Annotated in this window: 23 protein-coding genes; 11 read left to right on the forward strand and 12 right to left on the reverse strand. The window is 70.3% G+C overall.

The annotated features are described in order from the left end of the window. Window positions 1-104: 104 nt before the first annotated feature. Complete coding sequence (locus ABTZ89_RS14350) at window positions 105-482, reverse strand: hypothetical protein (protein WP_351044368.1); 378 nt, start codon at window positions 480-482, stop codon at window positions 105-107. Further along, window positions 479-1,915 carry an Nramp family divalent metal transporter gene (locus ABTZ89_RS14355; RefSeq protein ID WP_351044371.1) on the reverse strand — a complete coding sequence of 479 codons (1,437 nt, stop codon included), beginning with the start codon at window positions 1,913-1,915 and terminating at the stop codon, window positions 479-481. Before ABTZ89_RS14355 ends, ABTZ89_RS14350 begins: the two co-directional genes overlap by 4 nt. Window positions 1,916-2,164: 249 nt before the next feature. On the opposite strand from ABTZ89_RS14355, the gene ABTZ89_RS14360 reads away from it, so the two are divergent. After that, the gene (locus ABTZ89_RS14360; RefSeq protein WP_270953407.1) at window positions 2,165-3,211 is read left to right on the forward strand and encodes a LacI family DNA-binding transcriptional regulator; all 1,047 of its coding nucleotides are present in this window, start codon (window positions 2,165-2,167) and stop codon (window positions 3,209-3,211) included. 99 nt (window positions 3,212-3,310) lie between these two features. Here the strand turns inward: ABTZ89_RS14360 and ABTZ89_RS14365 are convergent, their stop codons facing one another. Genes ABTZ89_RS14365 through ABTZ89_RS14375 form a run of 3 tightly spaced genes read right to left on the reverse strand, consistent with a single transcriptional unit; the run spans window position 3,311 to window position 7,677 of the window. After that, window positions 3,311-4,303, reverse strand: a complete 993-nt coding sequence (locus ABTZ89_RS14365; RefSeq protein ID WP_351044375.1) for an alpha/beta fold hydrolase — start codon at window positions 4,301-4,303, stop codon at window positions 3,311-3,313. After that, window positions 4,303-5,742: an MFS transporter gene (locus ABTZ89_RS14370; protein ID WP_351044378.1), complete on the reverse strand. Its 1,440-nt coding sequence runs from the start codon at window positions 5,740-5,742 to the stop codon at window positions 4,303-4,305. The genes ABTZ89_RS14365 and ABTZ89_RS14370 overlap by 1 nt, the downstream gene beginning before the upstream one ends. A 33-nt stretch (window positions 5,743-5,775) precedes the next feature. Further along, window positions 5,776-7,677: a flavin-containing monooxygenase gene (locus ABTZ89_RS14375; RefSeq protein WP_351044381.1), complete on the reverse strand. Its 1,902-nt coding sequence runs from the start codon at window positions 7,675-7,677 to the stop codon at window positions 5,776-5,778. Window positions 7,678-7,965: 288 nt separating this feature from the next. On the opposite strand from ABTZ89_RS14375, the gene ABTZ89_RS14380 reads away from it, so the two are divergent. Then, window positions 7,966-8,901: an SDR family NAD(P)-dependent oxidoreductase gene (locus tag ABTZ89_RS14380; protein ID WP_351044384.1), complete on the forward strand. Its 936-nt coding sequence runs from the start codon at window positions 7,966-7,968 to the stop codon at window positions 8,899-8,901. 54 nt (window positions 8,902-8,955) lie between these two features. Here the strand turns inward: ABTZ89_RS14380 and ABTZ89_RS14385 are convergent, their stop codons facing one another. Continuing rightward, a complete protein-coding gene (locus ABTZ89_RS14385) occupies window positions 8,956-9,552 on the reverse strand; it encodes a TetR/AcrR family transcriptional regulator (protein ID WP_270953412.1) in 597 nt (198 codons plus the stop codon). A 162-nt stretch (window positions 9,553-9,714) separates the two neighbouring features. Between ABTZ89_RS14385 and ABTZ89_RS14390 the strand changes: the two genes are divergently transcribed. Beyond that, window positions 9,715-10,587, forward strand: a complete 873-nt coding sequence (locus ABTZ89_RS14390) for an NAD(P)-dependent oxidoreductase (RefSeq protein ID WP_351044388.1) — start codon at window positions 9,715-9,717, stop codon at window positions 10,585-10,587. On the opposite strand, the gene ABTZ89_RS14395 is transcribed toward ABTZ89_RS14390, so the two are convergent. Then, window positions 10,584-11,318 carry a LysR family substrate-binding domain-containing protein gene (locus ABTZ89_RS14395; RefSeq protein WP_351044391.1) on the reverse strand — a complete coding sequence of 245 codons (735 nt, stop codon included), beginning with the start codon at window positions 11,316-11,318 and terminating at the stop codon, window positions 10,584-10,586. The two genes, ABTZ89_RS14390 and ABTZ89_RS14395, sit on opposite strands and share 4 nt — an antisense overlap. 61 nt (window positions 11,319-11,379) lie before the next feature. Between ABTZ89_RS14395 and ABTZ89_RS14400 the strand changes: the two genes are divergently transcribed. After that, window positions 11,380-11,793, forward strand: coding sequence for a DUF5997 family protein (locus ABTZ89_RS14400; protein WP_270953416.1), 414 nt, complete (start codon window positions 11,380-11,382; stop codon window positions 11,791-11,793). A 54-nt stretch (window positions 11,794-11,847) separates the two neighbouring features. Here the strand turns inward: ABTZ89_RS14400 and ABTZ89_RS14405 are convergent, their stop codons facing one another. Next, window positions 11,848-12,168 (reverse strand): nucleotide pyrophosphohydrolase, encoded by a 321-nt coding sequence (locus tag ABTZ89_RS14405; RefSeq protein WP_270953417.1) that lies wholly within the window; start codon window positions 12,166-12,168, stop codon window positions 11,848-11,850. A gap of 109 nt (window positions 12,169-12,277) precedes the next feature. Here ABTZ89_RS14405 and ABTZ89_RS14410 point away from each other — a divergent pair, with 109 nt between their 5' ends. Beyond that, window positions 12,278-13,492 (forward strand): Shedu immune nuclease family protein, encoded by a 1,215-nt coding sequence (locus ABTZ89_RS14410; protein ID WP_351044394.1) that lies wholly within the window; start codon window positions 12,278-12,280, stop codon window positions 13,490-13,492. 178 nt (window positions 13,493-13,670) lie between these two features. Here the strand turns inward: ABTZ89_RS14410 and lexA are convergent, their stop codons facing one another. Next, a complete protein-coding gene (gene lexA / locus ABTZ89_RS14415; protein WP_270953420.1) occupies window positions 13,671-14,327 on the reverse strand; it encodes a transcriptional repressor LexA in 657 nt (218 codons plus the stop codon). Between the two features lie 184 nt (window positions 14,328-14,511). Between lexA and ABTZ89_RS14420 the strand changes: the two genes are divergently transcribed. The 4 genes from ABTZ89_RS14420 to ABTZ89_RS14435 all read left to right on the forward strand — a co-directional run bounded on the left by ABTZ89_RS14420 (window position 14,512) and on the right by ABTZ89_RS14435 (window position 19,563). Further along, window positions 14,512-15,642 (forward strand): magnesium and cobalt transport protein CorA, encoded by a 1,131-nt coding sequence (locus tag ABTZ89_RS14420; protein ID WP_270953422.1) that lies wholly within the window; start codon window positions 14,512-14,514, stop codon window positions 15,640-15,642. Between the two features lie 270 nt (window positions 15,643-15,912). Continuing rightward, window positions 15,913-18,267 (forward strand): xanthine dehydrogenase family protein molybdopterin-binding subunit, encoded by a 2,355-nt coding sequence (locus tag ABTZ89_RS14425; protein ID WP_351044399.1) that lies wholly within the window; start codon window positions 15,913-15,915, stop codon window positions 18,265-18,267. Further along, entirely contained in the window at window positions 18,264-19,094 is an 831-nt protein-coding gene (locus ABTZ89_RS14430; RefSeq protein WP_351044402.1) for an FAD binding domain-containing protein, read from the forward strand. The genes ABTZ89_RS14425 and ABTZ89_RS14430 overlap by 4 nt, the downstream gene beginning before the upstream one ends. Continuing rightward, window positions 19,087-19,563, forward strand: coding sequence for a (2Fe-2S)-binding protein (locus tag ABTZ89_RS14435; protein WP_351044405.1), 477 nt, complete (start codon window positions 19,087-19,089; stop codon window positions 19,561-19,563). Before ABTZ89_RS14430 ends, ABTZ89_RS14435 begins: the two co-directional genes overlap by 8 nt. On the opposite strand, the gene ABTZ89_RS14440 is transcribed toward ABTZ89_RS14435, so the two are convergent. Both ABTZ89_RS14440 and ABTZ89_RS14445 read right to left on the reverse strand, forming a co-directional pair. Next, complete coding sequence (locus tag ABTZ89_RS14440; RefSeq protein ID WP_351044408.1) at window positions 19,518-19,937, reverse strand: hypothetical protein; 420 nt, start codon at window positions 19,935-19,937, stop codon at window positions 19,518-19,520. The two genes, ABTZ89_RS14435 and ABTZ89_RS14440, sit on opposite strands and share 46 nt — an antisense overlap. A gap of 40 nt (window positions 19,938-19,977) precedes the next feature. Continuing rightward, a complete protein-coding gene (locus ABTZ89_RS14445) occupies window positions 19,978-20,622 on the reverse strand; it encodes a TetR/AcrR family transcriptional regulator (RefSeq protein ID WP_270953428.1) in 645 nt (214 codons plus the stop codon). Between the two features lie 257 nt (window positions 20,623-20,879). On the opposite strand from ABTZ89_RS14445, the gene ABTZ89_RS14450 reads away from it, so the two are divergent. Both ABTZ89_RS14450 and ABTZ89_RS14455 read left to right on the forward strand, forming a co-directional pair. Next, window positions 20,880-22,313, forward strand: coding sequence for an MFS transporter (locus tag ABTZ89_RS14450; RefSeq protein WP_351044411.1), 1,434 nt, complete (start codon window positions 20,880-20,882; stop codon window positions 22,311-22,313). Next, window positions 22,310-23,497 carry a cytochrome P450 gene (locus tag ABTZ89_RS14455; RefSeq protein WP_351044414.1) on the forward strand — a complete coding sequence of 396 codons (1,188 nt, stop codon included), beginning with the start codon at window positions 22,310-22,312 and terminating at the stop codon, window positions 23,495-23,497. Before ABTZ89_RS14450 ends, ABTZ89_RS14455 begins: the two co-directional genes overlap by 4 nt. A gap of 107 nt (window positions 23,498-23,604) precedes the next feature. On the opposite strand, the gene ABTZ89_RS14460 is transcribed toward ABTZ89_RS14455, so the two are convergent. Next, the coding region (locus ABTZ89_RS14460) for a hypothetical protein (protein WP_351044417.1) at window positions 23,605-23,784 on the reverse strand (180 nt) is incomplete at its 5' end.

Raw genomic sequence — 23,784 nt, forward strand, 5'->3', positions numbered from 1 at the left:
GTTCACGCCGCGCCGGCTGTGGACCGCGCTCGGTGTGTGCGTCCGCGGAACCGTCCTGCGCAGGATCTAGCCGCGAAGGCGCGGTGGCACAACGGTTTTCGCGATCAGACTTCGGCACCTCGGCCGACGGTTCGCGTCCGGACGACCATCCACGAGCAGTAGAGGCCGATGGCGGCCGCGATCACGGACAGCACCGGCTGGACGAACAGCAGCGCGACGGTGAGCAGGCAGGACGAAGCGGTCATCGCCCGCCAGATCCGCGCATTCCGCTGAACACCACCGCTGGTCCGGCTCGACCGGGCCGGTGCTCCGCTCGGCCGCGCCGGCGCGGCCTTCCACCCGAGGTAGACCTGCGATGCGGCGGCCAGAACGAAGATCGCGGCCCAGGACCACGATCCCTCGGCGACCCGGAAACCGGCCAGCAGCAGGAAACATCCGGTGCCCAGCAGGTATCCGGGGGTGATCCGCCACGCGGCGCTCATCGCAGGACCCCCGAGTACTGGGCCAGCGCGATGAGCCCGGCGACGAGGAGCGCAGTCGAGGACAGGGCGATGAGCAAACGCCCGACGCGGCCGATCCGGAAGGTCTTCGGCAGCACCCGGCGTTCCAGCACCAGCAGGCCGAACCCGTAGATCCCCACCGCGACGGTTCCGCCGACGATGTTCGCCGGACTGATCAACGACACCAGGTCCGCCCCGGTGAGGATCAGCGCGACGCCGCCGACCAGCACGTAGCCGTAGACCCAGCGGCGGGTCCGCGCGACGCCTCCCTCGCGCACCCGCTTCGACACCGCGGACAGCGATTCGTGGGTGGTGCGGGTGTAGACCTCCCAGATCGCGTACATGGTGCCGAGGAAGACCATGATGATCGCGACGATGTAGAAGTACCGCAGGACCGGGTGGATGATGCCCAGCACGTCGCCCTGGTAGGTCAGCACGTTGTTCCCGCTGGGCACGTTGTGCGCGGCCCCGAGGATCTCCTTGCCGGTGATGGTGAAGGCGACCGCGGTCAACCCCATGGTCGCGAAGCTCAGCACGACGTCGCCCAGCGGCGCCCTGGCCCAGCCCCGCACCCGGCTGCGCTCCTCCGGGGTGTCGACCAGCTCAAGCGGCTCGGAGGTCGATGCCGCGTCGTCGCGACCCGGCAGCCCCAGCGCACCCCACCGCTTCTCCCGCATCAGGCCCGCGTAGCCGATGTAGTCGTACATGCCGCCACCGAGACCGCCCATGAAGACCACGGCCTCCACCCAAGCGGACCGCTCGGCGATCTCCGGGTACTCGGTGAAGACGAAGGGCTCGTAGCCGAGGCCCTGCGGCACGAAGCCGCCGAGCACGTCGAGCCACTGCGGGTTCGCGGCGAACACCGCGACCACGACCAGCGCCACCTTCAGCGCGACGATCGCGATCTGGGCGCGTTCCAGCAGCGCGTACCACCCGAACCAGGCGATCGCGGCGGCCAGGACGAGCAGCACCAGTCCCCAGGCGACCGCCGGCCCGCCGACGACCTTGTTCAGGTAGCCGCCGATCCCCGAGGCCAGCGCACTGGCCACGAAGGGGAAGGACAGCACCGCCAACGTGCCGATGAGCAGCGGGAACCAACCGCGCGGCCCTGGGATCACGCGCGCCAGCCCGCTCATCGGGTGCTCGCCGGTCAGCACGATGTAGCGGTTGGAGGAGTAGATCACCGCGGCCTTCGCGACCGTGCCGACCACCACCACCCACAGCACCGCGAAGCCGAAGACCGCGCCCATCCGGGACGCGAGAACGGTTTCCCCGCTGCCCACGGTCAACGATGCGATGATCGCTCCCGGCCCGAAGAACTTCGCGATCGTGGCCAGGCTCAGCCTGCGCCGCGCGAGTTCCGCGGGAACTTCCGGCAAGCACGCCCGCTCCGCGGGCACATCCCGAGCGCTCATGATCGGGTCCCCACTGGTGGCGCAGGGGTTTCGAGAGGCCGATTTCGCCAGTCGCAGATGCGGGTGCAGGCAGTTCGGACGCCTTTCATGCTGACTCCCTCGTCAGTCATGTATAACGTTATACGAGATGTGCAACGTTGTACTTTGTGCCATCCGGCCACATCGGTGTCAACCCGTAGGGTGAAATCGCCCGGAGCGGCGAAGCTCCGGGCCGCGAAGGTGGCGGACGGCGGGAAGCGGAGGAGGACCATGGCACGCGGCCGGGCACCGACGGTCAAGGACGTGGCCGAGCACGCCGGGGTGTCGCCCGGCGTGGTGTCGCGAGTCGTCAATGCCAACGGATCGGTCTCGGAGCGGACCCGCAAGCGGGTGCTCGCCTCGATCAAGGCGCTCGACTACCGCCCGCACAGCGCGGCCCGGGAACTGCGCACCCGCACCACGAACACCATCGGCCTGGTCCTGGCGGACGTGGCGAACCCGTTCTTCGCCCACCTCGCCGAGCACGTCGTCCGGCACTCCGCCGAGTTCGGCCTGGGCGTCCTGCTCACCACCACGCAAGAGGACCCGGCGATGGAACTGCGGAGCATCGAACTGCTGATGCAGAAGCGGGTGCGCGGCGTGATCGCCGCACCGGGCACGGGCAACGCGGCGGCCTGGCGGCACATGCGGGACCTCGGCATCGACCTGACCTTCGTCGATCGGGTCATCGACCGCATCCCGGGGATCGACGTCGTCGGCATGGACAACGAGAGCGCGGCCCATGCCGCGACGACGGCGCTGCTCGAACGCGGGCACCGCCGCATCGCGCTGGTGAGCGGACCGAGCACCACCTCGACCGGACGCGAGCGGATCGACGGTTATCGCCGGGCGCTGGGCGAGCACGACATCGCCGAAAACCCGGCCCTGGTGGCAGAACTGGCCTTCCAGCGCAGCGGGGTGGAGAACGCGGTGCGCGCGATGGCCGGGCTGGACGAGCCCCCGACCGCGCTCGTCGTCGGCAACACCGCGGTATCCGCCCACGTCGTGCGCTACCTGCAGGAATGCGGTGTGCGACTGCCCGAGGACCTCTCGGTGGTGGTGTTCCACGACGCGGAGTGGGCGAAGTTGATGACGCCGCAGATCACCGTCGTCCGCCACCAGCTCGACGCCCTCGCCCGCAACGCCGTGGAAATGCTGCACAGCCGCATGAACTCCGACGAGCCGTTGCGCCGGCGCGAGATCCGCCTGGACAGCGAACTCGTGATCAGGAGCAGCGTCGCAGCCCCCAGGAAGCGCCGCGCCCTCCTGGAGACGTGACCGCGCGGGGCCGGAGGCGCTTCCTCAGGCCCCCGCGCGCACTCCCGGCGAGCGGAGCCAGTTGGCCGTTCGGGCTTTGCCTTCGCAGACCCGATCGCGTCAGAAGTGGCGGGTGAGCCACTCCACGAGGATCTCGTTGGTGCCCTCCGGGTCCTCCTGCTGGGTCCAGTGGCCGGTGTCGAGCATCCGCCGCTCGAGGGTTTCGACGTACCGGAGCAGGTCGTCGCTCAGGTCCGGGTGGCGGATCGGGTCCCGGCGAGCGGCGATCATCAACGCCGGCACGGTCAGCTTCGGGACCGCGCCGTCCGGGAACAGCTCGGACTGCACGCGCCAGTTCCCCGGGATGCTCCGGTACCAGCTCAGCGGTCCGCCGAAGCCCGTGCGCGCGAACGCTTCGGCGTAGTGGGCGAGTTCGTCGTCGCCGACCAGCACCTCGCCGGGCCAGGTGGCCTCGTCCTCGGCGAGCAGGTGGCTGTAGCTCATCGACTCCGGGTCGTGCCGACCGGTTCGCGAGAGGGTGGTCCCGGATCCGGTGTCGCGGCGGAAGAAGAACCGGAGCGTCCGCGCCGGATCGCGCTCCATCAGCTCCTGCAGCTCCGGGGTCTGGAAGTGCGCGACGTAGTTGCGCGGCCCGTACGCCTGCGAGTACTTCTCCAGCGGGTCCTCGCGGGAGTAGCCGAACGGCGTGTTGAGGGTGATCACGCCCGCCACCCGCTCGGGATGCAGGTGCGGCATCCACCACGAGATCATGCCGCCGAAGTCGTGGCCGACCACCACCGCGCTCTGGTAGCCCGCGTCGGCGATCAGGCCGGCGACGTCGGCGGTCGTCTCCGCGATGCTGTACGCCGTCGGGTCGGCCGGGCCGGTCGAACGGCCGTAGCCGCGCAGATCCGGTGCGAGCACGTGGAATCCGGCATCCGCCAGCGGTCGGAGCTGGTGCCGCCAGGAGGCGGCCAGTTCCGGGAAACCGTGGCAGAGCACCACGCACACGTCCCGGGTGGCGCGCTCCGGCTTCGCCTCGTGGACGGCCAGCCGGACGCCGTTGGTGTCGACGAACCGCGGGGTCGGCAGCAGGCTCTTCGCCGTGGTCATCAGCTCACGCTCCGGTTCTGCAGGGTGCGGGGTACCGCGAAGGACGAGAGGGCGCCGATCGCCGCGGCAGCAGCGGCGACCAGGAACGCGCCCCGGAAACCACCCGCCTCGTAGGCAGCACCGCTCGGGCCGGTGGCGACTACGTAGTGCGCCAGGACGGTGAACCCGATCGTCGAGATCAGGGTTCCGGCCATGGTCTGGGCGACGCCGACGAAGCTCGACCCGACGGCGCGCTCCGTCTCGGGCAGGGTCAGCAGGGCGAGGTTCGGGACGGCGGCGTAGATCATGCAACCCAGTCCGAAGACCACCCAGATCAGCACCATCACGGCGGGCGCGGTGGGCACGGTGGCGAGCACGACGGCCGACACCGCGATGGCCGCCGCGCCGAGGGTGAGGTGGTTGCGGAAGCCGAGCGAACGCGCGGTGGCGCCGGCGATGAACCCGCTCGCGACGATCGCGAGCTGCCCGGGCAGCAGCCACCCCGCCATCTGGGTCGCGGAGAGCCCGAACCCGTATCCGGTGCTCTGCGGCGCTTGCAGCAGCATCGGCATCAGGGTCGCGAGCAGCGTCGTGGCGCCGTAGGCGATACCGCCCGCGATGACGGTGTAGCGCAAGCCCGGGTTGGCGAACAGGTCCAGGCGGATCAGCGGTTCCGGTGTGCGGCGCTCCCACCACACCCAGATGGCGAAGCCGACCAGCCCGATGCCGACGAAGGTCAGCGTCCGGGAGTCGAACAGGCCCCACGTCTTGCCCCGGGACAGGCCGAACATGACGACGAACATGCTGGCGGTGACCAGGGCCGCGCCGATCCAGTCGATCCGCGAGCGGGTGCGGATCGGCGTCTCCTGCACGACCAGCGCCGCGAGCAGAGCACCGAGGGCGCAGAAGCCGAACGCGAACCAGAACACCGAGCGCATCCCGAACTGGTCGATGAGCGCACCGGCCACCAGCAGCGAGCCGACGCCGACCGCGCCGACGCCGGTGTTGGCGATGCTGATCGAGATCGACTGCATCCGCACCGGGAACGTGTCCCTGATCAGCGTGTACCCCAGTGCCATGCAGGCGAAGGCGATGCCGGAGAGGAACCGGCCGGCCACCAGGACGGCGAACGCCGGTGCCGTCGCCGACATCAACGCGCCCAGCGCACCGACGGCGGCGGTGACGACGAGCATCCGCTTCTTGCCGTAGCGATCGGCCAGCTTGCCGATGATGGGCGAGGCGACCGCGCCGGACAGCGTGAACGCCGTCATCACCCAGACCACCTGGCTGCCGGGGAACTCGGCGGCGACCTGCGGAAGTGCGGGCGCGATCAGGGAGAAGCCGAGGGCGGACTGCTCGGTGAGCAGCAGCAGGATCAGCAGCACGCCGACCCAGTAGCCGGTGGAACGTCTTTCCGGGTCTTCAGTGGTGGCAGGGCCACCGGAGGCCGAGACGGACATGGGAACTCGCTTTCGTCGAGCGACTCGGGTCGATCAGCGGAGGGTGAAGTGCGCCGGGTCGGGCCGCCGGTGCTCGGTCCAGACGTCGACCAGCCGCCACGGGCAAGCGAGGATCACCCGGCCCCGGGCGTTGCGGTAGTAGGTGTGCGCGGTCGGGGTGTGCCGCCAGACGGTGCGCTCCATGTCGGCGTCGATGCGGGCTACGTACTCCTCGTAGGCGGCGCGCGTCGGTTCCAGCGATCGGGCGCCCCGCTCGGCGAGGAGGCGCAGGCACTCGAACAGGTAGTGCACGGTGACCTCGATGCCGAAGTTGTTTCCCGCGCCGTGGCTGGGGTTCGCGTTGGGTGCGTTGGCGACGAACAGGTTGGGGAATCCCGGCACGGTGCCGCCCCGGTAGGCGCGGGGGTCGTTGCCGGCCCACTCGTCGACCAGCCGGACACCGCCCCTCCCCCGGATGTCCACATCGGACAGGAAGTCGAGGTGGAACCCGGTGGCGTAGACGATGGCGTCGACCTCGACCAGGTCGCCTCCAGGCGTCCGGATGCCGCGCTCGGTGATCTCCGCGGGCTCGGCGACGACGACGTCGACGTGGTCGCGGGTGAGCGCGGCGTAGTAGCTGCCCGGGTCGCGGATGATCCGCTTGCCGAACGGCGCGAAGTCCGGGGTCACCTTGGCCGCCAGCTCCGAGCCCGCGCCGAAGGTGCGGTCGATGTAGGCCAGGCAGTCCTGGAGCAGGACGTCGTTGGCCGGCGAGATCGACCGGTGGGTGGCGGCCCACTCCGGGTCGACGATGACGACCGGGTAGCCGTTGTCGGCGGATCCCCAGAACGCCTTGAGCCGCAACCAGTTCGCGTAGAACGGCACGTGCCGGCCGAGCCAGCGGTGGTGCTCGGGAACGTCGTCGCTGTCGCGCTTGCGCGGCGCCACCCAGTGCGGCTGGCGCTGGAACAGGGTCAGGTGGGCGACGTCGTCGGCGATCGCGTCGACGATCTGGGCCGCGGTGCAGCCCGCACCGATGACGGCGACCCGCTTGCCGGTGAGATCGATGCCGGGGTACCACTCGCCGGAGTGCACGCTGATGCCCTGGAAGCGTTCCCGCCCAGGCGCTTTCGGGTACTGCGGCCGGTTGAGGTAGCCGGCCGCGGTCAGCACCGCGGCGGCGTCCTCGACGCGGGTGCCGTCGGCGTCGGGCACCCGAATCCGCCAGCGGGCCGCATCGTCGTCCCAGGTCAGGGCCTCGACCTCGGTGCCGAGCAGGACGTTCTGCCGGATGCCGTGCCGGTCGACGACCTCGCGCAGGTACTCCTGGTACTCGCCGCCCTTCGGGTAGTAGCTCGTCCAGTCGGGGTTGATCTCGGTGGACAGCGAGTAGTACGACGACGGCGTGTCGACCCCGACGCCGGGATAGGTCTGGGTCAGCCAGGTGCCACCGATGTCGTCGTTGCGCTCGTAGATCCGGTACCGGACGCCCTCCCGCTGCGCGGCGAGCGCGGCGGCGATCCCGGCCAGACCGCCGCCGATGATGGCCAGGTCGATCGTCGACGGCAGCGGCTCGACCGGCTGGGCGGCTTGAAAACCCCCTTGCTCCAACAACATCGGGTAGTACTCCGGCCCCGGCGTCACGCCCATCGCGATCGGCACCAGCCTCGTGAAGAACGCCAGGTCGTCAGGGGCCGGGCCGCTCTCCGGTGTCCGGTCCGCGGTCAGCGCCGCGACCAGCCGGTCGATGATCGCCGCAGCGGTGGCGGTGTCGGTGCGGCCCGCCAGCTCGGGCGGATCCGGCACGTGGGTGAGCGCGCCGCCGAACTCGTCGAGCACCGACGCATCACGGGTGACCTGGGCCAGCACGGCCAGCAGCACCGCGGGGTCGGCCCGGCTCAGGTGCGCGCGCAGCTCGTCGACGTCGAGGGCGTGGGCAGGAGCGGAAGCGGACAAGGCGACTCCTAGCAGGGGCATGACGGGAAGTCGCGGCGCAGCGGGTCCGCGCCGGTGCGAACGGTCCGGACGGAGCTCGTCTGACGGCCGGAGATCGAGGCCGAACGACGTTGTGAGCCAGGACACTAAGCCGCCGAGCGAGCCTTGTCCATACTCTCGTCTCGGTTTTCATATCGATGGCTCGAAATTTCGTCTTCTGGTCTACCCGAGGGGCTCCCGGTCGACTACCGTCGCGATTCCGTTCGCCCGAACGCCGCATCCGGCGCCCTCGAGAAAGGTCCGGCCGCCATGGATCAACTGCGCTTCGACGACCAAGTAGCCCTGATCACCGGCGTTTCCACGTTCGGCCTCGGGCTCGCCTACGCCCGGCTGCTGGCGGCTCGCGGCTGCCGGATCGTCATCAACGACCTCGGCCGCGACTGGACCGGCTCGGCCACCCCGCCCGGCACCGACGAGGCGGTGCGGATCATCGAAGCGGAGGGCGGCACCGCCGTCGGGGTGACGGGCGACGTCGTGGCGGAGGCCGAGCAGATCGTGCAGGCCGCCGCGGACGCCTTCGGACGGCTCGACATCGTGATCAACAACGCGGGCGCCGGCGGTGACTTCGACACCCAGGTCGACGTGCACCTGCGCGGCGCGCACCGGATCAGCGAGGCAGCCTGGCCGCGCCTCGCCGCCACCGGCGCGGGACGAATCCTGAACATCTCGTCCAACGGCAGCTACGGCGCACCCGCGATGCCCGGATACGCCGCGGCCAAGGGCGGCATCCTCTCGCTCACGCGCACCCAGGCGATCCTCGGCCGGCCGGTCGGCGTGCGGGCCAACACGATCCTGCCCGCCGCGTGGACCCGCTCGACCGCGGGCATCGAGCAGCCCGGCTTCTCGGACTTCATCTCCACCCACTTCCCGCCGGAGGCCGTGGCCGCCTTCGCGACGTACCTCCTGCACCGCGACACGACGCTCACCGGCGAAGCCTTCGCCGTCGGCGGCGGGCTGGTCACCCGCGTGGTCCAGGCCGAGACGCGGGGAGCGCAGGCCGCCGAGCACGTGCCCGAGGCGTGGTCCGAGCTGATCGACCAGGTGCTGGCGCCCGAGTCGATGACGATCGCCGGCTCGCTGTGGGCGCAGCTCGACGCGTTCGTCGGCCGGCTGGGGCCGGAGGCGCGGGCGGACTGGGCGGAGATCAAGATCGCCCCCGACGTGACCGGGAAGGTGGGGCCGTGACGCCCGCGTGCGCTTTTCCGCCCGGCTGCGGGAGTTTCGCTTGAGCGCGGGACTTCAGTCGACGCGCAGCGCCGCGCACCAGACGTCGGTGATCGTCTCGATCGCGCCGGCCCGGTCCGCCGGCCAGCCGCGCACCAGCCAGGTGTTGAGGAACAGCTCCAGGCCGCTGATCAGCAGCAGCGCGCGGCGCTGCACGTCGGCCTCGTCGAAGCGCTGCCACAAGACCGCGTTCGCGGTGAGCGCCGCGACGAAGCGGTGGTGGTAGTCGAGGTAGAACTCGTCGTAGCGGACCAGCCCGGAGCTCTGCACCCGCAGCCGGTCGGCGTCCTTCTCCCAGGCGGCGACGACGTGCTCGACCCACCCGGCGATGCTCGCCCGCGTCCACTCCTCGAGCGCCCCGAAGTCCTGGTACAGCGACTCCGCGCGATCCCACATCTCGATGACGATCTCGCGGACGATCATGTCCTTGCTCGGGAAGTACGAGTACAAGGTCGCCCGGCTCGCCCCCACCGCCTTCGCGATGTCGTCGATCGTGGTCTCGCGGAAGCCCCGCTCCCCGATCAGCTCGGCGGCGGCGTCGAGCATGGCCGCCCGCGTCTGGCGCTTCTGCCGCTCCCGCAGGGACGGACGCTGCTCGGGTCTGGATTCCATACTCCGAGTCTAGTGTCCGGAACGCCCACCTCACCGGTGGACGCGCGACCCCGCGGAAATCCACAGTGGACGATTTGCTGAGGCGCTGGGCACTCCGCCTGGCGTGGTGGCGGGCCAGCTGCTTGTCTGGCGGGGAGGGCACCACCGACCGGGGAGGACTTCATGAGCGAGGCACGGACCGTGGCTATGCTGGGCACGGGGATCATGGGCGCTGCGATGGCCCGAAACATCATCCGCGCTGGTCACACCGTGCACGTCTGGAACCGCACGCGGGCGAAGGCCGAGCCGCTGGCAGCCGACGGAGCGCACGTCGCCGACACGCCCGCCGGAGCGGTGCACGACGCCGACGTCGTCGTCACGATGCTGCACGACGGCGCTGCCGCGCTGGAGGTGATGCGGCAGGCAGCCGCCCGCCCCGGCACGGCCTGGATCCAGTCGACCACGTCCAGCATCGGCGACGTCGGCGAGATGGCGGAGCTGGCCCGCGAGCAGCAGCTGCTCTTCTTCGACTCCCCCGTCCTCGGCACCCGCCAGCCCGCCGAGGACGGACAGCTCGTCGTCCTGGCCGCCGGACCGGCCGAGGGCCGGCCTGCGGTGGCACCGGTGTTCGACGCCGTGGGTTCGCGCACCGTGTGGACCGGCGAGGACGGTGCCGCGGCCAGCTCCACGCGCCTCAAGCTCGTCGCCAACAGCTGGGTCCTCGCCGTCACCAACGCCGCTGGTGAAGCGCTCGCGCTGGCCAAGGGGCTGGGCGTGGACCCGCAGGGGTTCTTCGACATCATCAGCGGCGGCGCGCTGGACATGGGCTACCTGCACGCGAAGGGCGCGGCGATCCTGGAGGACCGGCTGACCCCGCCCAGCTTCGCGGTGACCACCGCCGCGAAGGACGCCGAGCTGATCGTCCAGGCCGGCCGTGAGCACGGTGTCCGCCTCGACGTCGCCGAAGCCGCAGCACAGCGGTTCAACCGGGCCACGGAGCTGGGGCACGGCGGCGAGGACATGGCCGCCGCCTACTTCGCCAGCTTCGACCGCTAGCGGCGGCGGGGCTTGCCGCGCCTGCCACCTCGGGAGTTCCCCGCGCCGCGCGGCTTCGGGCGACCGGTCGGCTTCTTCGTCTCGGCCGGTCGCTTGCGCTTCTCCTCCGGAGGGGCCTGCGGGCGGCCGCGCGTGCTGTTGACCGTCCGGCCGCGGACGATCCCGATGAACTGCTCCATCAGGTCCGTCGTCTCCTCCTCCAGCCAGGACAGCGCGACGCGCGACTGCGGGGCGTCGGTCAACGGCCGGTAGACGAGGTCCTTGCGGTGGTGCAGGCGGGCCAGCGACTGCGGGACCACGAGCAGCCCCACCCCGGCCGCCACCAGCTCGATGGCGTCGCCGGTCGTGGCCGGGCGCTCGATCGCGGGCTGGCCGGGCGGGCGCTCCCAGCCGAGGGTGTCGTCCAGCGGGTGCAGCACGAGCTCGTCGGCCAGGTCCTCGCCGGTCACCTCGTCGACGGCGGAGATCACGTGGTCCTTCGGCACGACCACCACGGTCGTCTCGGTGTAGAGCGGGATCGCGTGCAGGCCCGTGCGGTCGGTCGGGAACCGGAGCAGCACCATGTCGGCCTCGCCGCCGCGCACCAGGTCGGCGGCATCGGCGGCGGACACCTGGACGAGGTCCAGCGGCACGTCGGGCATCCGCTCCGCCCACTTGCGCACCCACTTGCCGGGCGTCACGCCCGGCACGTACGCGAGCGTGAACGAGGGCTGCTCGTCCGAACCAGTCACGCGCCACAGGTTACCGGGCGTCACCGCAGGTGGTGCGGGTGCGGGTCGATACCCTGGGGGCATGACATCGCGCAAGACCTCCCAGACGATGAAGCCCGCGACCGCGGCGAAGAAGCTCGACGTGTACCTCGGAGCCTGCCCCGCGGAGTTCCAGGAGGGTGTCGTCTCGCGCGATGAGCTCAACGCCCTCCAGGCCGACCCGCCGGAGTGGCTGCGCGAGCTGCGCCGCAACGGCCCGCACCCGCGCCAGGTCGTCGCGGCCCGGCTGCGCGTGTCCATCGGCGGCCTGACCCGCAACGGCATCACCGACCCGCTCACCACCGAGCAGATCAACGCGCTCAAGGAGGAGGACCCGGAGTGGCTCCAGCAGGAGCGCGAGACCCTGCTCGAGGCCAAGCGGGAAGCCGCCCGCGTCCGGGCCAAGGCCGAGCAGCGCAAGGAGAAGGCCGAGCAGCGCCGCGAGTCGCGCGGCTGATCACCGATCCCGGTCCACAGTGGACCGGCCTGGTCCCCTGACCGCCGAGAACGCTCAGGCGGTCGGGGGGAACCGCGTCTCGTTGCGGTCGATCTTGGCGTTGGCCGCTTCGACGAGGTCGATGCCGCAGACGTCGGTCAGCCTGATGAGGTAGAGCAGGACGTCGGCGGCTTCATCGGCCAACCGCTCCTTGAGCCCGCCTTCGGCCAAACCCGCAGCGGCGCCGTCGTCGTCGACCCACTGCAGTTCCGCGACGAGCTCCCCGGCCTCCCCGCTGAGCGCCATCGCCAGGTTCTTCGGCGTGTGGTACTGCTCCCAGTCCCGCGCCGCCGCGAAATCCCGCAACCTGCCGCGAATCCCCTCAACGCTGTCCATGCCCACACCGTAGTGCCGCTGGCCACCGGACTTCCCCCGCACTCCACGTGGCCGCGAATACGTGCACGAACCCACGCCGGTGTCGGTGCCTCACGCACAATGGCGAGTCGTGGAGCTCAGAGCGGATTTTGCGCTGGAAGAGCAGCTGGAAGGCATCGCTGCTGAGGCCGCTGCCCCTGAGGTCAAGGAAGCTGTCGCCGCTGTGCTGACCCATCTTCGAAGCGGGAAGGGACGACATCGTCGAGGCGGCCAAACCCTGGTCAGGCTACTGGAACAAGCCCGCCTGCGCGCTTCAGAAGAAGACGAATGGCACGTTGTGCGACTCCTGCAAGATTCGCTGGACTACAGCACCGGAAGGCTGTTGAGACCTTCATTCGAGGAGAACTACCGGCTCTTTCAGGAAGGAAAGGAACGAAACCCAGCGCACCGGGACTTCCTGGCGAGCACTGCGAACGCAGCACTTGGTTTCTGGGAGGAGCAAGGACGCCGGTTCCTCCGCGAACATCCCGACGCCACCGCGAACGAGCTGTTCAACTACTTCGTCGGGCTTCGAGAAGACCTACCGTTCTTGCAGGCCCCCGCAGACCAGCCAGGGCGCTACAAAATAGTTCGAGGCAGTGCCGAGATGGCACTCTGGTTGGAACGCGTCCTGCGCAACCGCGTTGACGTGGAGGATCCGGCTGAAGCTGCCGGACGGATCGCCATGTCACCGGAAGCGCTCAAGGTCCTGGCGGAGGACGAGGACGGCCAATCACTGCTGAAAGCCGCCGAGCTGAAACGTCGTGCGGCCAGCATCACCGAGCTCCGCGGCCTTTCAGAAGATCCCGCTGCCACCGAACACGATCTGCAGCGTGCTCTTCAAACGCAGCCGTGGATCTTCGGCGGGCAGTTCATCCGGACAGCAGCTCACCGGCGGCTTGTTTCTGGCGATGAAGTGGACATACCTCTGCTGCGCGCAGACGGCACCCTGCACCTGGTCGAGCTCAAACGGGCCATGGGTGCCCGTGCTCTGGTGAAGCGCCATCGCAACGCATGGGTACCGACCTCCGAAGTCCACGATGCCGTGGGACAGGCGATCAACTACCTGGTGGGGCTGGACGAGAACCGACAGCGCATCCGCGAGGAGTTCGGCATCGAGACCCGCCGGGCCAGTGCGCTGGTCCTTATCGGGCATCCCGCCCTGCACCCGGACCTGGCGGAAGAGGATCTCAACCAGGTCCTTCGAACGCTCAACACGCACACCAGCCGGGTAGAGGTCCTGACCTACGCAGAGCTCCTCGACAGCGCCGAGCGGTCGCTGGGCGGAATTCCGACGACCGCGTAGTTTCCGACCAATTCTGGAGCATGCCTTTTGTCCGGCCTGAACTCGGCGGACGAACCGCGCCAGCAAATCCCTGCGCGACGCCCTCACCCATGCGGTGTCCCAAACGCCTGCGCCCTCGGGTCGTGAGTGCGGAGTCGGGGTGGAGCACTGCTGCGCGCTCACGACCGCAGTGCAGTGCTCAGACGCTGCGGAGGACTGAGACGACGACGCCGAGGACGACTGCGTTGTCGCCGTCGATCACTTCGTAGGCCGGGTTGCGGGGTTCCAAGAGGACGTGGCCGTTGCGGCGGCGGTAGACCTTCACCGTCGCTTCCTCGTCGATCATCGCCGCCACGATCTGGCCGGAGTGGGCTTCCTGCTGCTGGCGGACCACCACGATGTCGCCGTCGCAGATCGCCGCGTCGACCATCGAGTCGCCGCGCACCCGCAGGCCGAACACGGTGCCGCGGCCGGTGAGCTCCCGGGGCAGGCTCATCACGTCGTCGAGGTGCTCGTCCGCGGTGATCGGGGTACCGGCCGCGATGTCACCGACCACGGGCACCGGCACCGACGTCTCCGACCCGCTCGCCGCCGTCGGCTGCAGGAACGCCCGCACGTCCATCGGGCGGGACACCGTGGCGCTGCGGCGCAGGAAACCCTTCTCCTCCAACGCGTTCAGGTGCTTCGACACCGAGGAGGACGAGCGCAGTCCCACGGCTTCGCCGATCTGGCGGGTGCTCGGCGAGTACCCGTACCGGTTCACCCAATCCTGGATCGTGGCCAGGATCCGCTGCTGGCGCAGCGGCAGGCTCGAGGCGTCCAGGTGCTCGAAGGCGTCGAAGTCGTAGGCGGCCACCCCCGAATGGTAGAGGTCAACACCGCCACCCGGAGCACTGCCCCGGCGGGCGCCCGATGCGGGAACGCGCCCCGACCTGCCGGTGTCCGGGAGAGCGGAGCCGACCCGTCGCTGGGTACCCTCACCACGATCGTGGACAGCGAGGTCTTCGGCCAACGCCTGCTCCCGCACCCAGGAGGTTCTCGTGCCCGAATGGCGTCCCCGGTCCCTGCGCAAACCGCGGCGAATCGTCGAGCCCCAAGCGCCCGAGCACTCGATGGACCCGCGCGCGGACGACGACCGGCCGCTGGCCGACCGGCCGCTGATCGACACCGCGATCTACCGCGACGGGGTCCGCACCTCGACCCCGCCGAGCCTGGCCGAGACCTACCGGCAGCTGCGCAGCGAACCCGGCACGATGGCCTGGATCGGGCTGTACCGGCCGGCCGAGGAGGAGCTGCTGGCCGCGGCCGAGGAGTTCGACCTGCACGAGCTCGCCGTCGAGGACGCGATCGTCGCGCACCAGCGTCCCAAGATCGAGCGCTACGGCGACACGCTGTTCGTGGTGCTGCGCGCCGCGACCTACGTGGACGAGACCGAGGAGGTCAGCTTCGGCGAGCTGCACCTGTTCATCGGCACGAACTTCGTGCTCGCCGTCCGCCACGGCCAGTCCCCCGACATGTCAGCGGTGCGCAAGCGCATGGAGGACGACCCCGACCTGCTGCGCCGCGGACCCGAGGCGGTGCTGTACGCGGTGCTGGACAACGTCGTCGACGGCTACGCGCCGGTGATCGCCGGGCTGCAGAACGACATCGACGAGATCGAGACCGAGGTCTTCCAGGCCGAACCGCACGCATCGCGGCGCATCTACGAGCTGTCCCGCGAGGTCATCGAGTTCCAGCGCGCGACGCAGCCGCTGCTGAACATCCTGCGCAGCCTGGAAGCCGGGTTCGACAAGTACGGCATCGACCAGGAGCTGCAGCGCTACCTGCGCGACGTCGCCGACCACGCGACGACGGTCGGCGAGCGGGTGGACGGTTTCCGGCAGCTGCTGGACAAGATCCTCACCGTCAACGCCACGCTGGTCACCCAGGCGCAGAACGAGGAGATGCAGAAGATGACCGAGGCCAGCCTGGCCCAGAACGAGGAGATCAAGCGCATCTCGTCGTGGGCGGCGATCCTGTTCGCCCCCACCCTGATCGGCACGGTCTACGGCATGAACTTCGACCTCATGCCGGAACTCCACTGGCCCCTCGGCTACCCGTTCGCGGTGGTCCTGATGCTCGCGGTCTGCCTCAGCCTCTACACCATCTTCAAGCGCAAGAACTGGCTCTGACCCGACTGCGAGCGCGGCATTTCCGCAGGTGGCGCCCCGTGAGTCTTTTGGGGCGCTATAGCAACCCAAAGTACTCACGGGGCTTGACCAGCGACGACGGAGGTTTTCGGACGTCTCTGCCAGAAGTCGTCGCTCCGGCGGGTGGCGTCCTTCCGGTGGATTGCGGGTGAGTGCTGGGGTGCAGCAGGCTTCGTAGGGATCGCCCCCTGGTGGTCGGTGCTGCGGGGGCTTCTGCCGCGCGGTGACCCGGGAGGCCGGATGGTGCGTCCGATGCAGAGCGCTCGCCCTTCGCTGCTCGGCGCGAGGGTGCCCCGGGTGGAGGACGACCGGCTGGTCGCCGGGCGGGGGCGCTTCCTCGCCGACGTGGTGCTTCCCGGCATGGTCGAGGCCGCGTTCGTCCGCAGCGAGCTGCCGCACGCCATGGTCCGCGGGGTCGACACCTCGGCGGCGCTGGAATCGGACGGGGTGCACGCGGCGATCAGCGGTCCTGAGCTGGGCATCGGGCCGGTTCCGGACCTGGTGCAGTGGGTTCGCCCGGTCCGGCACTTCCCACTGGCGCGCGACCGGGTCCGCTACGTCGGCTGTCCGCTGGCCGTCGTGGTCGCCGACGACCGCTACCTCGCCGAGGACGCCGCCGAACTCGTCGACGTCGACCTCGAACCGCTGCCCGCCGTCGACGACGTCGATGTCGCGCTGGCACCCGATGCTCCGCTGCTCTACCCGGAGTGGGGCGACAACCGGTTGCTGTCGATGGCGCCCGAGAACCCGGCCGTGGACGAGGCGTTCCGCCGCTTCCCCACCATCAGCGGCACCTACACGATCGACCGCTGCACGGCCGCTCCCATGGAACCGCGCGGCGTCGTGGCCGAGTACCGCGACGACCGGCTCACGGTGTGGACCTCCACCCAGGCCGCGCACCTCGTGCGCACCATGCTGGCCGACGTGCTCGGCATGGTCGAGCGTGACATCCGGGTGATCACGCCCGACGTCGGGGGCGGGTTCGGGCAGAAGAACACGATCTACCCGGAGGAGTACCTGGTGCCGTGGCTGGCGATGCGGTTGCGCCGGCCGGTCCGCTGGGTCGAGGACCGCCACGAGCACCTGCTGACCTCCTGCCACGCCCGCGACATGCGCATCGAGCTGTCCGCCGCGGTCCGCGACGACGGCACGATCGCCGCGCTGCGCGGGCGGATTCGCACCGATCTGGGTTCCGGCGAGACGTTCCCGGGCGGGTTCGGCCCCAGCGTGGTCGCCGTCGGTTCGCTGTGCGGGCCGTACCGGATCCCGCACCAGTGCGTGGCGGTGGAAGGCGTGGTCACCAACAAGACACCGCTCGGCGGGTACCGCGGTTACGGCATGCCGGAGGGCACCTTCGCGATCGAGCGGCTGGTGGACAAGATCGGCCGCGAGCGGGGCATCGATCCGCTCGAACTGCGCCGCCGGATGATCCTCGCCCCTGACGACCTGCCCTACGAGACCGCGGCAGGTGCGCGGATCGACTCGGGCAGCCACCGCGAGGCCTTCGAGCGCGCGGTCGAGCTCGGCGAGCAACTGCTCGCTGAAGAGCGACAACGCACCCCGGACGCGCACTTGGGCGTCGGGTACGCCACCTACGTCGAGGGCGTGGCCGCCAGCGCCTTCGCGGTCACCGGCATCCGGAGCGGCCAGGACTCGGCGGACCTGCGCTTCGACCCCGATGGCGGAGTCACCGTCGCGGTGGGGATTTCGGCGATGGGCCAGGGTTCGCACACCATGGTGGCCACGCTCGTCGCCGAGGAGCTGGGCCTGCCGATCGACCAGGTCCGGGTGGTGATGGGCGATACCGACACCGCCCCGTTCGGCTTGGGCAGCTTCGCCAGCCGCAGCGCGGTGGTGGCCGGCGGCGCGATCGCGCAGGCCGCGGAAGTGTTGCGCCGCAAGGGAACCGAGATAGCCGCGCACCTGCTCGAAGCCTCGCCGGACGACCTGGAGCTGGCCGACGGCGGGTTCCAGGTGCGCGGCAGCCCCGGCAGTTCGGTGCCCTGGTCGCAGGTGGCGCGCGTAGCGTTGACCCGCACGTTCGAGCTGCCACCGGGAACCGATCCGGGACTCGACGCGCGCGCCAGCTACGAACCGCCGGGCATGGACCACGCGCCCCGCCCGGACGGGAAGATGAACGCCTCGGCCAACTACACCAACTCCACGCACGCCGCAGTCGTCGAGGTCGATCCCGGTACCGGTGTCGTGCGGGTGCGGCGGTACGCGGTGGTGCACGACTGCGGTCAGATCATCAACCCGCTGACCGTGGCCGGGCAGATCCACGGCGGAGTCGCGCAGGGCATCGGCGGGGTGCTGCACGAGCAGCTGCCCTACGAGGACGGGCAACCGCTGGCCACCACGTTCGTCGACTACGTGCTGCCCACGGCCTGCGAGATCCCCGACATCACGACCGAGGAGCTCTGCAGTCCGGCACCGGAAATCCCGTTCGGCATCAAAGGTGCTGGTGAAGCGGGCATCATCGGACCGCCGGCGGCGATCGCCCGCGCGGTCGAGCACGCGCTGGAACCGCTGGGCGTCGCCGACGTCGACACCACCCCGCTGACCCCGTCGGCGGTGCGGCGGCTGATCGAGGAGGCCCGGTCGTGAAGCCGCCACCGTTCCACTACGCCCGCCCCTCCGACGTCGCCGAAGCGGTCCAGCTGCTCGCCTCGGACGAGGACGCGAAAGCCCTCGCCGGTGGCCAGAGCCTGCTGCCGATGATGAACTTCCGGCTCGCCCGGCCGAGCGTCCTGGTCGACATCGGCCGCCTGCCGGAGCTGGCGGAGCTGCGCCGCGAGGACGACGTCCTGGTCATCGGCGCGGGCGTGCGGCAGCGCACCGCCGAGACCTCGCAGCTGGTCCGAGAGGCTTGTCCTCTGCTCGGCCAGGCGCTGCGGCACGTCGGACACCACCAGATCCGCTCCCGCGGCACCGTCGGCGGATCCCTGGCCCACGCCGACCCGGCCGCGGAACTGTGCGCGGCTGCCACCGCTCTGGACGCTGAAGTCGTGGTGACCGGCATCAACGGCCGCCGAACTATCCCTGCCGCCGAGCTTTTCGTCGCGCCGTACCAGACTTCGCTGTCCGCTGACGAAGTCCTCACCGAGGTGCGCGTGCCGATCCGCGATGCACGCTGCGGATTCGCCGAGATAAGCCCTCGTTCGGGCGATTTCGCCATCGCAGGCGTCGCAGCGGTGCTTTCCGACGAGGTGCGGCTGGTCGGTTTCGGCATCGGCGGCACCGTCCAGCGCCTCCCAGAAGCGGAAGCCGCACTGGACGGGACGGCGCTGAACGCCGAGAGGATCGACACCGCCGCCCAGCTGGCAGCCGACTCCACCGCCCCACCGGACGACCTCCACGCCGACCCGGCGACCCGGCGCGCCGCACTCCGCGCGGCCGTGCAGCGAGCCCTGAAGCAGGTGGCGAATGCCTGAAAACCCCTCCCCCACCAGAGAAATCACGCTGACCGTCAACGGCCACCGGGTCCAGCGCACGGTGCCGGTGCGCCGCCTGCTGGTCGACTTCCTGCGCGACGACCTCGGCCGCACCGGAACCCACGCGGGCTGCGAACACGGCGTCTGCGGAGCGTGCACGATCCTGATCGACGGCGAACCGGCCCGCTCCTGCATCACCCTGGCGGTCCAGACGGACGGAACCGAGGTCACCACGGTCGAAGGCCTCACCCCGGAAGATGGCCTGAACCCGGTGCAACAGGCCTTCAAGGACTGCCACGGCCTCCAATGCGGCTTCTGCACACCAGGTTTCATCGTCACGCTGTCGGCGGCCGACCCCGAAGACCACCCCGACGACGACTCGATCCGAGAACTCCTCGCCGGAAACCTCTGCCGCTGCACCGGCTACCACCACATCGTCGACGCGGTGAACCAAGCCTGGGGCCGTTGAAGCCGTTCGGCTCTTCGGGCCAAGTGGCGATGCGGCGATCGAGGCGGGACGTCGTGGGCGCTCAGGCGCGGACCAGGTCCAGCGCTTTCTTCGAGCGCGTCCAGCCGCGCGTGCGCGGCCTCGAACAGGTCGAGGCCGACGCCGGGCGAAAACGGGTCGGTGAGGTCGTCATCGCCCTCGGCCGCGGGCCAGTAGTTCTCGGAGTCGTCCCACAGGTAGGCGATCGCCGTCGTCGCGTCGTCCATCACCAGGCGGTACACGCCCTTCTTGCTACCGCCCGCGACCCGCTCGACCGCCTCCAACTGCCGCCCGCCGCCCAGCGCGGCCCGAGCCGCACCGGCCAACTGGTCCCGCGTCACCGCCCTGGGTGCCACGTCCCGAACCGCCTCTCCGCCACGACGACCCGTCTCGACGTCAATGGACGGTCACGGGGGCCAGCCACATGCCCACGATGCCGTCGATCAGGCCGTTCGCCGCGTCCTCCCACGTCGCTCGCGGGGTCGATTCCCCTTCGGCCAGCGCTCGTTCTCGCTCCGCGATCATGTGCACCATCAGCTGGCGCGCCATGTCCCGGCGTTCCAGGCGCACTTCCAGCGGCAGGTCGGGCAGGCAGCTGTTGAGCCCGTCGGTCGCGCGCAGCAGTGCCGGCGAGTTGAGCGACTCCGACACCACGATCTCGCGGTAGGCCGGGTCCGTCATGGCTTGCGCGCCGAAGCGGCCGAACCAGGTCGGCGCACCGAGGTCGGCGAAGTAGCGGGTGGACGGGCGGACCACGCAGGCCACCCAGTCGCGCACGTCCGACGAGTCGCCGACGGCCGCGACCATCTCGCCGCGCAGCTCCTCGATCGGTCCGCTGTGCTTGCGCATGATCGCGCGGACCAGGTCGGCCTTCGAGCCGAAGTGGTAGCCGACCGCGGTGTTGTTGCCCTGCCCGGCCGCCTCGCTGACCTGGCGGTTGGACACCGCTGCCACCCCGTGCTCGGCGAAGAGCCGCTCCGCGGCCGAGAGGATCAGCTCCCGCGTCGCCGCGGCCCGCGTCGAACCTGCCGTTCGCGCCATCTCGATCACCACCGCACTGGACTCTCGCGCGGCCCGCCGACTGCGAGCCCCTCCGACTTGGCGCAGCTCCGCGACCGGTCTCGGGAGCCTGCTCCAGTGTGACCTGCAGTTCGACGCGCCCCGACGCCCACCCCGGGCCGGTGCGCCTCGGACGTGGCTCCAGTCAAACCGCTGCTGCTATCGTCAGTCAATCAACTGACTTAATTCAGGCGAGTGCGCTGGTCCCCGACCGCGCGACGATGGGAGCCCTTCCGCACATGACCCGCGCCTCCAGCACGCGGCCCGCCACGCCGCCGCAAGTGCAGTCCAGCACCGTGGTCCCAGTGCTGGCGTTCAGCGGTATCGTCGTCTCGCTCACCCAGACGCTGATGATCCCGCTGGTGCCGAAGCTGCCCGAGCTCCTGCACGCGAGAGCGGCCGACGCCGCGTGGGCGATCACCGCCACGCTGCTGGCCGCCGCCGTCGCAACACCCACCATCGGGCGGCTCGGCGACATGTACGGCAAGCGGCGGATGCTGCTGTTCAGCCTCGGGATGCTGGTGCTCGGCTCGGTCGTCTGCGCGCTCTCCGACGGGCTCGCCCCGATGGTGGTCGGGCGCGTGCTGCAGGGCTTGTCCTCCGGTGTCATCCCGCTGGGCATCAGCATCATGCGCGACGAGCTGCCGCCGGAACGGCTCGGTGGTGCGACCGCGCTGATGAGCGCCTCCCTCGGCGTCGGCGGCGCGCTGGGGCTCCCCGCGGCCGCGTTCATCGCCGAGAACGCCAACTGGCACACGCTGTTCTGGGTCGCCGCAGCTCTCGGCGCCGTCGCTGCGGTGCTCGTGACCTCGCTGGTGCCGGAATCGCAGGCCCGCACCGGCGGGCGGTTCGACCTGCCGGGCGCGGTGGGCCTGTCGGTGGCGCTTCTGTGCCTGCTGCTGGTGATTTCCAAGGGCGCCGACTGGGGCTGGACCGGCGGCGTGACACCCGGCCTGCTCATCGCCGGACTGGTGGTGCTGGCGGCGTGGGGCCGGTGGGAGCTGCGCACGCCGCAGCCGCTGGTCGACCTGCGCACCACCGCGCGCCGCCAGGTGCTGCTCACCAACATCGCTTCCGTGGTGTTCGGGTTCGCGATGTTCGCGACGTCCCTGGTCATCCCGCAGCTGCTGCAACTGCCCGAGGCCACCGGTTACGGGCTCGGGCAGTCGATCCTCGCCGCGGGCCTGGTGATGGCGCCGAACGGGCTGATCATGATGGCGATGGCGCCGGTGTCCGCGCGGATCTCGCAGACCAGGGGGCCGAAGGTCACGCTGATGGTCGGCGCGCTCGTGGTCGCCGTCGGCTACGGATCGAGCCTGCTGATGTTGTCGAGCATCTGGCAGCTCATGATCGCCTCCAGCATCATCGGCGCCGGGGTGGGACTGGCCTACGGCGCGATGCCCGCGCTGGTCATGGCCGCCGTTCCGGTGTCCGAAACCGCTGCGGCCAACAGCCTGAACACCCTGATGCGCTCCATCGGCACGTCGCTGTCCAGCTCGGTCGCGGGCGTCGTGCTCGCGCACATGACGATCGAGCTGGGCGGGGCGGCGCTGCCGTCGCTCGGCGGATTCCGCGTCGTGCTGGGCATCGGCGCGGTCGCTGCGCTCTTCGCCCTGCTGATCGCGGCATTCCTCCCGGGCCAACCCACCAACCGAGACCAGGAGCTCGCATGAACGAATCGCAGGCCGGCGCCCTCCGCGTCGGGTTCGGCCCGGCGCCCGCCGTGGCGGCGCTGCGCGAGCAGCCCGGGATCACCCGGGTGCCGACCCCGTTCGGCCCGTCGGCGTGGATGCTCACCCGGCACTCCGACGTGCGGCGGATGCTCGGCGACGCCGAGACCTTCCGCAACGGCTGGGGTCCCGAGGACCTCGACGGGCTGACCCCGGACCCGCGCCAGCTCTCCGGTGACCACAGCGGGAACCTGCTCTCGCTGGACCCGCCGGACCACACCAGGCTGCGCCGGATGCTCACGCCGGAGTTCACCGTCCGGCGCATGCGCCGGCTCGAACCGCGCATCGTCGAGATCGTCGACCAGCACCTCGACGCGATGGCGCGGCGCGGCGCACCGTCCGATCTGGTCGCCGATTTCGCGCTGCCGATCCCGTCGCTGGTCATCTGCGAGCTGCTCGGGGTTCCCGCCGACGACCAGGCCGAGTTCCAGGAGCGCACCAACCGCCAGCTCGACACCACGCTGCCGCAGGACGAGAAGGTCGAGCTCGCCCGGCGATCGCTGGCATACATGAACGAACTCGTCGCGCGGGCCCGCCGCGAGCCCGGCGAGGACCTGATCGGCATGCTGATCCGCGACCACGACGACGAGCTCACCAACGCCGAACTGGTCGGCATCGCCAACCTGCTGCTCGTCGCCGGCCACGAGACGACCTCGAACATGCTCGGTCTGGGCACTCTCGCGCTGCTGCGCCACCCGGACCAGCTGGCTCTCGTGCGCGACGATCCCGAAAGCGTGCCCAAGGCCGTCGAGGAGCTGCTGCGCTGGCTCAGCGTCGTCAACGGCGGCTCGCCGCGCATGGCGACCCGGGACGTCGAGTTCGAGGGCTGCACCATCCGCCGTGGTGACCTCGTGATGTTCAACCTCCCCGCGGCGAACCGGGATCCGGCGCTGATCGACGATCCGGACCGGCTCGACATCACCCGCGAGACGACCCCGCACCTCGGCTTCGGCCACGGCATCCACCACTGCCTCGGTGCACCGCTGGCCCGCATGGAGATGCGCATCGCCTTCCCCGCCCTGCTGCAGCGGTTCCCGAACCTCCACCTGGCGATCCCGGACGTGCAGGTCCCCTTCACCACCCACCAAGCCATCTACGGCCTCGAAAACCTCCCCGTCGCCTGGTGAACCCCTTCCCACTTCCGCACCGATCCCGGAATCACCCGTCCGATACCACCGGAACCTCGCCGAGGACCGCAGTTTCAATTGAAACTGCACAACCCACCCACGGCGGATCACAGTTTCCATTGAAACTGTGGTTCCCCGACGCGAGCAGACCACTCGTCCGGGGGTGTTCGAGGTCGTCGGGTCGGAGTGGGTAGGAAGTCGGCGGTATCGGCGGCCAACGGGGTGTCCGACAGGTCCTTGATCAGCCCGGCCTTCGCGAGCTGGGCGACCCAGCCGACGTCGGCGCG

This window comes from Saccharopolyspora sp. NPDC002686, from assembly GCF_040295745.1.
In the GTDB taxonomy this organism is placed as follows: domain Bacteria; phylum Actinomycetota; class Actinomycetes; order Mycobacteriales; family Pseudonocardiaceae; genus Saccharopolyspora; species Saccharopolyspora oryzae.